Origin of the sequence: Sphingomonas elodea ATCC 31461, assembly GCF_000226955.1 — a bacterium.
Lineage (GTDB): Bacteria > Pseudomonadota > Alphaproteobacteria > Sphingomonadales > Sphingomonadaceae > Sphingomonas > Sphingomonas elodea.
Genome location: NZ_AGFU01000070.1, coordinates 33,151 through 44,807 on the forward strand (window position 1 = coordinate 33,151; position 11,657 = coordinate 44,807).

At 67.9% G+C, this 11,657-nt stretch carries 8 protein-coding genes; 6 read left to right on the forward strand and 2 right to left on the reverse strand.

All coding sequences use genetic code 11. The features are described from left to right. Nucleotides 1–73: 73 nt before the first annotated feature. The 6 genes from KK7_RS0116895 to KK7_RS0116920 all read left to right on the forward strand — a co-directional run bounded on the left by KK7_RS0116895 (nucleotide 74) and on the right by KK7_RS0116920 (nucleotide 10,129). Nucleotides 74–1,759, forward strand: coding sequence for an ATP-binding cassette domain-containing protein (locus tag KK7_RS0116895; RefSeq protein ID WP_010545827.1), 1,686 nt, complete (start codon nucleotides 74–76; stop codon nucleotides 1,757–1,759). Next, nucleotides 1,749–2,822, forward strand: coding sequence for an HlyD family secretion protein (locus tag KK7_RS0116900; RefSeq protein WP_010545828.1), 1,074 nt, complete (start codon nucleotides 1,749–1,751; stop codon nucleotides 2,820–2,822). Before KK7_RS0116895 ends, KK7_RS0116900 begins: the two co-directional genes overlap by 11 nt. Continuing rightward, nucleotides 2,819–4,204, forward strand: a complete 1,386-nt coding sequence (locus tag KK7_RS0116905; protein WP_010545829.1) for a TolC family protein — start codon at nucleotides 2,819–2,821, stop codon at nucleotides 4,202–4,204. Before KK7_RS0116900 ends, KK7_RS0116905 begins: the two co-directional genes overlap by 4 nt. A 162-nt stretch (nucleotides 4,205–4,366) precedes the next feature. After that, the gene (locus KK7_RS0116910) at nucleotides 4,367–7,474 is read left to right on the forward strand and encodes a response regulator (RefSeq protein ID WP_029623385.1); all 3,108 of its coding nucleotides are present in this window, start codon (nucleotides 4,367–4,369) and stop codon (nucleotides 7,472–7,474) included. Next, nucleotides 7,459–8,331, forward strand: coding sequence for a CheR family methyltransferase (locus KK7_RS0116915; RefSeq protein WP_029623386.1), 873 nt, complete (start codon nucleotides 7,459–7,461; stop codon nucleotides 8,329–8,331). Before KK7_RS0116910 ends, KK7_RS0116915 begins: the two co-directional genes overlap by 16 nt. Next, nucleotides 8,324–10,129, forward strand: a complete 1,806-nt coding sequence (locus KK7_RS0116920) for a response regulator (protein ID WP_010545832.1) — start codon at nucleotides 8,324–8,326, stop codon at nucleotides 10,127–10,129. Before KK7_RS0116915 ends, KK7_RS0116920 begins: the two co-directional genes overlap by 8 nt. A 27-nt stretch (nucleotides 10,130–10,156) precedes the next feature. On the opposite strand, the gene KK7_RS0116925 is transcribed toward KK7_RS0116920, so the two are convergent. Together KK7_RS0116925 and KK7_RS0116930 are read right to left on the reverse strand one after the other, a co-directional pair. Beyond that, a complete protein-coding gene (locus KK7_RS0116925) occupies nucleotides 10,157–11,143 on the reverse strand; it encodes a substrate-binding domain-containing protein (RefSeq protein ID WP_010545833.1) in 987 nt (328 codons plus the stop codon). Nucleotides 11,144–11,202: 59 nt separating this feature from the next. Continuing rightward, nucleotides 11,203–11,657: phospholipase domain-containing protein (locus KK7_RS0116930; RefSeq protein ID WP_010545834.1), on the reverse strand; the 455-nt coding region annotated here is incomplete at its 5' end.

Below are 11,657 nucleotides of genomic sequence, written 5' to 3' on the forward strand. Positions count from 1 at the left end.
TATAGTCAGTGCGCCATTGTTCTTATGGTGCGCTGCACGCACTTCATCGATCGTGAAGGGAGTTTAGGTAGCAATGGCGAAACAGAAGATCGGCTGGGCGCAGGTGCGCGGCTGGCTGAGCGAAGTGATAGGACCCGATGGCGGCTATCTACGGCTGGCGATGGTCTATGGCATCGCAATCAGCCTGCTCTCGCTGGCGACACCGATCTCGGTGCAGCTGCTGATCAACAGCGTGGCGAAGATCGCGCTGCCGGCGCCGCTGATCACCCTGTCGGCGCTGATGTTCACGCTGTTGATGATCGTCGTGATCCTGAGCGCACTGCGCGTTTACGTCATGGCGCTGTTCGAGCGGCGGATTTTCGCGCGTACCGTGGCGGAGATCACCATCCGCGCCGTCCATGCCCGCAACCCGTTCTTCGCCGACGCCCGCCGCGTCGACCTGTTCAACCGCTATTTCGACCTGATGACGGTTCAGAAGAGCGTGCCGAGCCTGGTCATCGGCGGCTTCACCATCCTGCTCCAGTCGGTGGTCGGGCTGGTGGTGACGAGCTTCTATCACCCGTTCTTCCTCGCCTTCAACGTCGTGCTGATCGCGCTGGTCTGGCTGATCTGGCAGCTCTGGTCGCCCGGCGCGATCCGTTCGGCGGTGGCGCTCAGCCATGCCAAGCATGATGCCGCGCGCTGGCTGGAGGGGCTGGGCACCTCCAACGGCTTCTACAAGTCCAGCCGCCATCTCGACTTCGCGATGGACGGATCGGAATCGATGACGGCGGCCTATGTCTCCGCGCATCGCCGTTACTTCCGTTACAGCTTCACCCAGACGTGCGCCTATTTGCTGCTCTACGCGACCGCCAGCGCCGCTCTGCTGGCGATGGGCGGCTGGCTGATCCTGCAGGGCCAGCTTTCGATCGGCCAGCTGGTCGCTGCCGAACTGATCCTGTCGGGCGTGTTCTACGGGCTGGGCCAGCTGGGTACCTATCTCGACGCCTTTTACGACATGGTCGCAGCGGCCGAGGAAGTCTCGCTGCTCTATGCGATCCCGCACGAGACGCATAACCGCAGCAGCGAAGCGCCGGGCAATGGCGAGGTGCGGCTGCGCGAGGTCAAGGCCGGCGACGCCCGCATCGACCTGACGATTCCGGCCGGCACCCAGCTGGTCGCGGTGGGTGCGCCGACGATGGACAACCGCCTGGCCATGCTGCTCAAGCGAAACACCCAGCCCGACAGCGGGCTGGTGATGGTGGGCGGCGTCGATCTGGAAGCGCTGGACGTCTATCGTCTCCGTTCCGACGTGATCGTGCTCGATCGGCCGACGATCGTCGAGATCAGCATCCGCGGCTATCTGGCGCTGGCCGGCGCCGGCATTCCGGCGGGCAAGGTACTCGATACGCTCGCGCGGGTCGGGCTCGATGCGCGCATCGGCCAGCTGCCGGACGGGCTGGATACGCCGCTCGCCGCTTCGGGCTATCCGCTGTCGATCGGCGAGTTGATGGCGCTGAAGCTTGCCAATGCGCTGCTCGCCCGGCCAAAGGTGCTGCTGCTCGGGCCGCTCTACGACCTGATGCCGCCCGAGCGGCTGGCCGCAGCGCTGGATGCGCTCCGCGAGGCGGGGACCACGGTGCTGCTGTTCACCGGCCGCCCGGAGGCGATCCGTCGCGACGGCTATCTGTGGCTCGGCAAGACCAGCCAGGCCCGCTTCGACACCCTGGACCAGCTCCGCACCGCGCTTGCCGATCTGGAGGCCCGCAATGCCCTTTAAGCCCGACCATATCGGCCACTTCCCAACGCTTGTCGGGATGCGCCCGCCGCGTATCGCGCGCGCCATCGCCTGGATGATCGTGATCACGGTGGCAGTCACCGCCGTGGCGATGGTCTATGTCCCCTGGGTGCAGACGGCGCCAGGGCGGGGCCAGATCGTCGCGCTCGATCCGCAGGACCGGGTGCAGTCGGTCACGGCGCTGGTGCCGGGCCGCGTCGAGCGCTGGTTCGTCACCGACGGGCAGGCGGTGAAGAAGGGCGATCCGATCGCCAAGATTTCGGACAATGATCCCGAGCTGCTCGCCCGCCTCGCCGCCGAACGCGATCAGGTGCTCGCCGAGATCGCAGCGGTGGAGAGCGCCCGGGCAACCGCGTCGATCGACGTCAACCGGGCGCGGACGCTGTTCAATGAAGGCCTGGCGGCACGCCGCGACTATGAACAGGCGCAGATCCGCGTCGCTGACCAGGGCGCGAAGCTCGCGGACTCGCGGGCGAAGCTCAACCGGATCGAAGTTTCGCTCAATCGCCAGTCGGTGCAGATCGTCCGCGCGCCGCGCGACGGTCGGATCCAGACGCTCAACGCCGCTGCCGGCGCCACGCTGGTCAGCGCGGGGACCGAGCTGGCGACGCTGGCGCCGGAGGGCGGCACCGAGCGCGTCGTCGAACTGATGGTCGACGGGCGCGACATCGCGTTGGTCCGCCCCGGTCGCCAGGTGCGGCTGGAGTTCGAGGGTTGGCCCGCGATCCAGCTGAGCGGCTGGCCCTCCATGGCATGGGGCCTGTTCGACGGGCGCGTCCGCTCGATCGACACCTCCGCCATGCCCGACGGCCTCTTCCGCGTACTGATCGAGCCGATGCCGGGCACCCCGACCTGGCCCAACGACCGCTTCGTGCGCCTCGGCGCCAAGGTGCGCGGCTGGGTGCAGGGCGAGACGGTGCCGGTCGGCTACGAGCTCTGGCGTCAGCTCAACGACTTCCCGCTCGAGTTCGGCGCGGTGTCGGGCAAGGGCGACACAAAGGGCGACGACAAGGGCATGGACGTCTACAAGAAGAAAAAGAAATGATCCGGCAACTGCTCGCCTTCTGTGCCCTGGCCTTCGCGGTGCCCGCCGCCGCGCAGGGCCCGCTCACCCTCGATCAGGTGCTGCGCTCGTCGGCGCAGAATGCCCCCCAGATCATCGAGGCGCTGGCTAAGCAGCGCCAGGCGGAGGGCAAGGCGCTGAGCGCGGAAGGCGCGTTCGACATCGTGTTCGACGTCGATGCGCAGACGCGGCCCTTCGGCTATTATGACGGCTCCGTCGTCGAGGCGAAGGCCAGCCGGGCGCTCGATAACAACGGCGGTGGCCTCTATGCGGGCTACCGCGTCTCTCGCGGCAAGTTCCCGGTCTATGAGGACAAGGCCTACACGAACCAGCTGGGCGAGTTCAAAGTCGGTGCGGTCTTCTCGCTGCTGCGCGACCGGGTGACCGACGAACGCCGCACCAAGCTGCGCCTTGCCGACCAGGATGTCGACATTGCCCGGCTGGAACGCGAGATGGTGGCGATCGGCGTCCAGCGCCGGGCGATGAGCGCCTATCAGGCCTGGGCGGTCGCTGGACTGCGCCTCAAGGCCTATCGCGATTTGTTGGCACTTTCCGAGCGGCGCCGCTCGCAGCTGGCGCGGCAGGTGCAGCTGGGCGCGCGCCCGCAGATCCTGATCACCGAGAACGACCAGAATCTTGCCCGCCGCCGGTCGATGGTGGCGCAGGCCGAGCAGAAGCTGGCGGAGGCATCGAACGCGCTGTCCTTTTTCTGGCGCGATGCGAACGGCGTGCCGCTGGTGCCCGTGGTCGAGCAGTTGCCGGAGACGCTGCCGGAGCTGGCGATCGCGCCGCGCAAGGCCGGACCGATCCTGCGGCCGGACCTGAAGACGGTGCTGGTCCGCATCGACCAGTCGCTGACGCGCCTGAACTTGGCCGAGAACGACCTGAAGCCGCGGCTCGACGCGCGGGCGGAGCTGGGCAAGGACCTGGGCGCCATCGGCCCCGGTGGCCCCTCTCGCACGCCGGCGGAGGCGATGGTCGGCGTGAAATTCTCGGTGCCGCTGGAGCGTCGCTCGGCCAAGGGACGCATCGCGGAGGCGCGAGCGGAGATCGACGGCCTGCGCACGCGCCAGCGGATGCTGGAGGAGCAGATCGCCATCGAAGTGAAGGGCATCGCGATCGGCATCGAGGGTGCCGACAGGGTCGCCGATCTCGCCGCGCAGGAGGCGGACCTGGCGGGCAAGATGGCGGTTGCCGAGCAGCGCCGCTTCGACATGGGCGCCAGCGACTTCTTCCTGATCAACCAGCGTGAGGAAAGCGCCACCGACGCACGCCTGCGGGCGCTGGATGCGCGCTACCAGGCGCTCGTCGCGCGCGCGGACCTGGCCGCGGCGACGGCGGATCGGGCGGTGCTGGGGCTCTGACGGCTGCCCGGACTGCGCCGATGGCGACGATGCCGATCGGCGCGGTCCCCGCGGATGCCGATCGGCACGGTTCCCGCCGATGCGGGTTGCCCCTGCGGACGGGGTTGCGGGGGGATGGTAAAGACGGGTAATCGCAAGCCTGCCTATCCCCTTGAGTTTGCTATGTCCCCCAGCCAGCGCAGTCGTAAGCCTTCTTTGCCCCTCTATGCCGGCCTGGCCGCGATGCTGGTGCTGCCGTTCGGCGCCGACACGGTGCTGCCGCTCGGCACCGCGACCTGGGCGGGATATCTGCTGCCGACCGTGATCGCCTATGTCGCCGGGCGGCCGGTGGTGCCGCTGATCGTCGCGGCGATCGCGACGCTGCTCAACTTCGCCGGCTTCACGCTGGCGCCGCCGGGCGTCGACCCCTCGGTCGTGCTGATCAACCGCATCCTCGGCACGGTGATCATCTGGATCCTGGCGGGCATCGGCTTCGCCTTCATCCGCAACCGGCTGGCGATCCGGCAGGAGGAGTGGCTGCAATCGGGGCAGGTGGGGCTGGCCAAGGCGGTGGCCGGCGAACTGCCGCTGGAGGAGCTGGCGACGGCGGCGCTGCGCTTTCTCGCCGACTATACCGGTGCGCAGGCGGGCGCCATTTTCGTCCGCGATCCCAGCGGCCACGGCTTTCGTCGGCGCGGTACCTATGCGGTGCCGGGCGACGCGCCGCTGCCCGAATGGGTGAAGCCTGGCGAGGGACTGCTGGGCCAGGCGATCGCCGATCGCCGCCAGTTCGTGCTGGAGCAGGTGCCGGAGGGGTATCTCTATTACGGCTCGGGCCTGGGGCAGGCGCAGCCGAAGGCGCTGCTGATCGGCATCACCGATGCGGACGGCGAGGTGAACGGCGTGGTGGAGCTGGGCTTCGGGCACGCGGTCGACCCGCAGGTGCAGGCACTGCTGGAGCGGATCGGCGGGCAGCTGGGCGTGTCGATCCGGTCGGGCAAGTACCGGGCGCGGCTGCGCGAGCTGCTGGAGGAGACGCAGAAGCAGGCCGAGGAGCTGCAGGTCCAGAGCGAGGAACTGCGCGCCAACAATGACGAGCTGGAAACCCAGAGCCGCCAGCTGCAGGATACCGCCGCGCGGCTGGAGGCGCAGCAGACCGCACTCGAACAGAGCAACGCCGAGCTGGAGGCGCAGACCCGCGCGCTGGAGATTCAGCGAGACGAACTCGCCCGTGCCCAGACCGCGCTGGAGCATCAGGCCGCCGATCTGGAGCAGGCCAGCCGCTACAAGTCCGAATTCCTCGCGAACATGAGCCATGAGCTGCGTACGCCGCTCAACTCGCTGCTGATCATGGCGCGGTTGCTGGCGGAGAATCGCGCCGGCAACCTCACCGCCGATCAGGTCCGCCATGCGGAGACGATCGAGACCTCGGGCAACGACCTGCTCACGCTGATCAACGACATTCTCGACATCTCGAAGATCGAGGCGGGCAAGCTGGAGCTGCAGCCGCGCCGCGTGCGCATCCTTTCGGTGCTCGACAAGCTGAAGGCGGTGTTCGCCGCCTCCGCGACCGCCAAGGGGCTGGCGTTCCGCACCGAGCAGGCCAGCGGCGCGCCCGGCGAGATCGAGACGGATCCCCAGCGGCTGGAGCAGGTGCTCAAGAACTTCCTGTCGAACGCGATCAAGTTCACCGCCAGGGGCGAGGTGTCGCTCGGGGTTTCGCGGCGGCCGGACGGGCGGGTGGCGTTCACCGTGCGCGATACCGGCGTCGGCATCCCGGCCGAGCAGCAGCAGGTGATTTTCGAGGCCTTCCGCCAGGCGGACGGCACCGTCAGCCGCAAATATGGCGGCACCGGCCTTGGCCTGTCGATCTCGCGCGAGCTGGCGCGCCTGCTCGGCGGCGAAGTGGTGGTGGAAAGCACGCCGGGCGAGGGCAGCGCCTTCTCGCTGGTGCTGCCCGAGGCCTATGATCCGGCCCTCGTCCAGGCGCCCGCACCGCTGCCGAGCCCGGCGCCCGCCAAGCCGCAGCCGTCCAACCCCAAGCCCGGCCGCCGCCGGAGTGCCGAACCGTGCGAGGACGATCGCGAGACGCTGTCGGGTGATTCCCGCGTGATCCTGATCGTCGAGGACGATCCCGTCTTCGCGCGCATCCTGTGCGACATCGCGCATGACCAGGGCTTCCAGTGCCTGATCGCCGGCACCGCAGACGAAGGCGCGCTGCTCGCGCGGCAATATGTGCCGAACGCGGTGATCCTCGACATGAACCTGCCCGACCATACCGGCCTGTCGGTGCTCGACCGGATCAAGCGCGACGTCCGCACCCGGCACATCCCGGTGCACGTCGTCTCGGTGGATGACGACAGCCAGGCGGCGCTGTCGAGCGGGGCGGTCGGCTATCTGTTCAAGCCGGTGAAGCGCGAGCAGCTGGTCGACATGCTGGAAGGGCTGGAGGCCCGCATGTCGCAGCGGATGCGCCGCGTGCTGGTGGTGGAGGACGACGCCCAGCAGGCCGAAAGCGTCAAGGAACTGCTCGCCTCGCGGGACGTGGAGACGGTGGAGGCACATTCCGCCGCGCAGACCTTCGACCTGCTCGGCCGCGAGACATTCGACTGCATGGTGCTCGACCTCAACCTGCCGGATGCCTCCGGGCTCGATCTGCTCGACCGGCTGAGCGAGGACGAGAGCGTCGGCTTCCCGCCGGTGATCGTCTATACCGGCCGCGACCTCAGCCAGGACGAGGAACTGCGCCTGCGCAAATATTCCAAGTCGATCATCGTCAAGGGCGCCAAGTCGCCCGAGCGGCTGCTCGACGAGGTGACGCTGTTCCTCCACCAGGTCGTCTCGGAACTGCCCGAGCCGCAACAGGCACTGATCGCCAAGGCGCTGGGCCGCGATGCGGCGCTGGAAGGCCGCTCGATCCTGGTGGTCGAGGACGACATCCGGAACGTTTATGCACTCACGAGCATTTTCGAGCCGCATGGGGTCAAGGTTCGTATCGCGCGCAATGGTCGCGAGGCGCTGCACGCGCTGGAGGAATCCGCGCGCAAGCTTACCGACGCGGTCGATCTGGTGCTGATGGACGTGATGATGCCGGAGATGGACGGTCTCACCGCCACACGCGAGATCCGCAAGCAGCCCTGGGGCAAGACGCTGCCGATCCTGATGCTCACCGCCAAGGCGATGGCGCGCGATCAGCAGGAGTGCCTGGACGCCGGCGCGAATGATTATCTCGCCAAGCCGCTCGACATCGACAAGCTGCTCAGCCTCGTGCGGGTCTGGATGCCGCGGTGATCGAGGACGTGTTTGCGCCCCATGAGGAGATCGAGCTGGACCTGCTGCTCGAGGCGATCTGGCGGCACTATCAGTATGATTTCCGAGGCTATTCGCGCAGTTCGCTGCACAGGCGGATGGAGCGGGCGTGCCACCGGTTCGCGTGCGACGGGCTGTCGCAGCTCCAGCACCGGCTGCTCCGCGAGCCGGCGGTGTTTACCGAGCTGATGGGCTTCCTCACCATCCAGGTGAGCGAGATGTTCCGCGATCCGGCCTATTTCCGGGCGTTGCGCGAAAAGGTGGTGCCACACTTGCGCACCTGGCCTTCGCTCAAGGTGTGGATCGCCGGCTGCGCCAATGGGGAAGAATTCTACTCGCTCGCCATCCTCTTCCGGGAGGAGGGGCTGGAGGACCGCACGATCTTCTACTGCACCGACATCAGCCCCGCAGCGCTCGCCAAGGCCGAGGCCGGCATCTTCGATCTGGAACGGATTCCGCAGTTCACCGAGAATCATCGCCAGTCGGGCGGGCGCAGCTCGCTCTCCGACTATTACACCGCAGCCTATGGCGGCGCGGTGTTCGACAAGAGCCTGCGCGCGCGCGCCGTGTTCGCCGAGCACAGCCTCGCCACCGATCAGGTATTCGCCGAGGCGCAACTGGTCTCCAGCCGCAACGTGCTGATCTATTTCGATCGCGGGCTGCAGGATCGCGCGCTCGGGCTGTTCGGGGAATCGCTGGTGCGCGGGGGGTTCCTGGGGCTCGGCTCTCGGGAGACGCTGCGCTTCTCCCGCTACTCGGAAGCCTTTGCCGATTTCGATATCGACGAGCGGATCTATCGGCGGAACACGATCGACCTGAAGGCGCTGGCCGATGGGTGATCCGGTGAAGGTCCTTGCCGTCGACGACGTGCCCGAAAACCTGATCGCGCTGGAAGCGCTGCTCGCGCAGGAGGGGCTGGAGCTGCTCACCGCCGCCTCCGGCATGGAGGCGCTGGAACTGCTGCTGGTGCACGACGTGGCGCTGGCGCTGCTCGACGTGCAGATGCCGGGCATGGACGGGTTCGAACTGGCCGAGCTGATGCGCGGCACCGAACGCACCCGGCGCGTGCCGATCATCTTCCTGACCGCCGTCGCCACCGATGAGCGCCGCCGCTTCCGCGGCTATGAAACCGGCGCGGTCGATTATCTGCTCAAGCCCGTCGATCCGCAGATCGTTCGAAACAAGGTGGAGATCTTCGTCGAGCTGGCCCGCCAGCGGCAGGAAATCGCCCATCAGCGCGACCGCCATGCCGCGGCGCTCGCCCGGCTTAAGGCGCATCGCGACAATTCGCCGCTTGCGATCGTGGAGTTCGACGCCGAGCAGCGGATCATCGCCTGGTCCGCGGGCGCCGAGCGGATGTTCGGCTGGCGCGCGGTAGAGGTCTCGGGCCTCAGGCCGTCCGAGCTGGAATGGCTCGATGCCGAGCACGCCGGGCAGTTCGATACGATGATCTGCGGCATGATCGGCGGTGCGCAGGTGCGCGATATGCGGCCGCTGCGGTTGCGCACGGCGGTGGGCGTGACGCTCGACTGCGAAGTCTATGGCTCGGCCCTGCTGGGCGCGGACGGGGTACTGCTCTCGGTCAACACGCAGATCCTCAACGTCACCGACCGGATACGTGCCGAGCAGACCCAGCGGCTGCTGATCGGCGAGTTGAACCATCGGGTGAAGAACACGCTCGCCTCCGTGCAGGCGATCGCCACGCAGACCTTGCGCCATTCCTCCGGCCCGTCGGACTTCGCGCCGACCTTTATCGGCCGCATCCACGCCCTGGCGCGCGCCCATTCGCTGCTCAGCAGCACCACCTGGCAGGGGGCGAGCCTGCACGAACTGGTGGAGGGACAGCTCCAGATCGGCACGATCGACCCCCTGCGGTTCGAGACCGGCGGTCCGGCGATCGACCTCGCGCCCGAGCCGGCGCTGCACCTGGCGCTGGTGCTGCACGAACTCGCCACCAACGCCCATAAATATGGTGCGCTGTCGGTCCCGGAGGGCCGGGTGAGCCTGAAATGGGGCGTGCGCGGCGGGATGCTGGAGCTCGACTGGCAGGAAAATGGCGGGCCCGCGGTGGCGCCGCCGACGCGTCGCGGCTTTGGTACGGCGTTGATCGAACGCAGCCTGAAGGCCGAGGGCGGCAGCGCGGTGCCGGGCTATGGCGAGGGGGGCGTCTCATGGAAGCTGTCCATTCCCTATGCGAGCGCGGTTCGGTTGCGCGGTGACCAGCGGTCTGCGCGCAAGCCGGTGCCGGCAATGCCCGCCGGGGGCGGGACCGTGCTGGCCGGCAAGCGCGTTTTGATCGTGGAGGACGAGCCGCTGGTCGCGCTCGAACTGGCGACCATCCTGGGCGATGCCGGCATGGTGGTGGCGGGCCTCGCCGCGACGGCGGAGGAGGCAATGGCCGCGATCGCAGGCATGCCCGCGGACGCGGTACTGCTCGACGGCAACCTGCAAGGCGCGCGCGTCGACGACGTGGCGGCAGCGCTGGTCGCGCGCGGCATGCCCTTCCTGTTCGTCAGCGGCTACGGGCGCGATCACCTGCCGATCGGGCTGGGGGCGGTGGCCGTGATCGACAAGCCGTTCGATGCCCGCATGCTGCTCGCCTCTCTGCACCAGCTGTTCCTGCCGCAGGACGGCTGAGTGTCGCTTCCGCCCTGTGACCGGGGATCAGGCGGAGTCGCGGACGATCAGCTCCGGCAGCATGGCCACCGAGCCCACCGTCTGCCCCGCAATGCGGGCGAGCAGCAGTTCGACCAGCAGGTCCGCGCCGTGCACCACGTCCTGCCGGATCGTGGTGAGTGCCGGCGAGGTGTAGCCGGCCAGCAGGATATCGTCATAGCCGACCACCGCCACATCCGCCGGTACGCGCAGGCCGCGATCGGCGAAGGCGCGGATGGCGCTCATCGCGATCACGTCCGATGCGGCGAGCACGCCGTCCGGCGCCGGATTGGCGTCGAGGAAGTCGCGCATCTCCTGATAGGCATTTTCCACGGTGAGGTGGATCGGCACCACCATGTCGGCCACGCCCTGCGCCTCGGCGATCGCGGCGTGGAAGCCGCGGTAGCGATCGGCGAATTCCGGCACCTCGGGGTTGCCGAGAAATGCCAGCCGCTTGCACCCGCGTGCGATCAGGTGGCGGGCGGCGAGTTCTCCGCCGGTCACGTTATCGGTGCCGACGGTGACCTGGTGCGAGCCAAGCCGCGCCGCGCCCCAGACGACCATCCGTTCGTAATCCTCGGCAACCTGTTCGATCACGTCGATCTGGTCCGACTGGCCGATCAGGATGATGCCGTCGACCCGGCCGGAGGCGATGATATCCTCCAGCCATCCCGGCCCCTGCGGCAGCACGCGGGAGAGGAACAGGTCGTACCCGCGGCGACTCAGCGCATCGGCAAGTCCGCCGACCAGTCCCATGAAGAACGGATCGGAAAGTGCCTGGTCGACTTCATGCCCGAGCGGCACGACCACGCCGATCGCGCCGGTCCGTTGCTTGCGCAGCGCGCTCGCCGTCTGGTTGAGGCGGAAGCCATGTTCCTGAGCGAGCGCGACAATACGCTCTCGCGTACCGCGGGCGACACGCGGATGGTTGGATAGCGCGCGGGACGCGGTGGAAACCGATACACCCGCGATCTTCGCTAGTTCGACCAGGCCCACTGACTTCAATTGCGTCGTCCCCCGTCAAACTTGTTCTGTCAGCGCTGACACTAACGAGTCTAATCGATTTGGGAAACCTCAACATTGATCAAAGTCGGCTCCGACCAGCCGTCCTGGCCATTTTCTATCCGACCAGCGAGACGTCGATGGAAACCGGGGTCATCTGGATCGGTTAGGACGAGGTCGTACCAGCCGCCGGATTTGTTCAGCGGGATGTGCATTCTGTTGCGCGTTTGCGGGAACGCAGCCGCGAGGGCGGGATGGCGCGGCCACCCAAGATCGAGGCCGGCTGGAGCATCCAGGATCAGCGAGGGGAGCCCGCGCCGCTGCTGCTGTTCCCACCGGACCCTGCCCGCATGCGCCGTGCCGCGGCCGGCAAAATGCCGGTGGAACCCATTGGGCCCGAGCAGCCACAGATCGTAGCGACCCGTCTCGTCGAGCGGCCATTCGGCCTCCAGCGACCCGCCTTCCGCCAGCGTGTAGCGTCGCGGAAGCGCATCGAGGTGCAGGCGGG

Bases quoted from the DNA above. Each gene is read 5' to 3' on its own strand.
- KK7_RS0116895 (WP_010545827.1), top strand. From the start codon at position 74: ATGGCGAAACAGAAGATCGGCTGGGCGCAGGTGCGCGGCTGGCTGAGC.
- KK7_RS0116900 (WP_010545828.1), top strand. From the start codon at position 1,749: ATGCCCTTTAAGCCCGACCATATCGGCCACTTCCCAACGCTTGTCGGG.
- KK7_RS0116905 (WP_010545829.1), top strand. From the start codon at position 2,819: ATGATCCGGCAACTGCTCGCCTTCTGTGCCCTGGCCTTCGCGGTGCCC.
- KK7_RS0116910 (WP_029623385.1), top strand. From the start codon at position 4,367: ATGTCCCCCAGCCAGCGCAGTCGTAAGCCTTCTTTGCCCCTCTATGCC.
- KK7_RS0116920 (WP_010545832.1), top strand. From the start codon at position 8,324: ATGGGTGATCCGGTGAAGGTCCTTGCCGTCGACGACGTGCCCGAAAAC.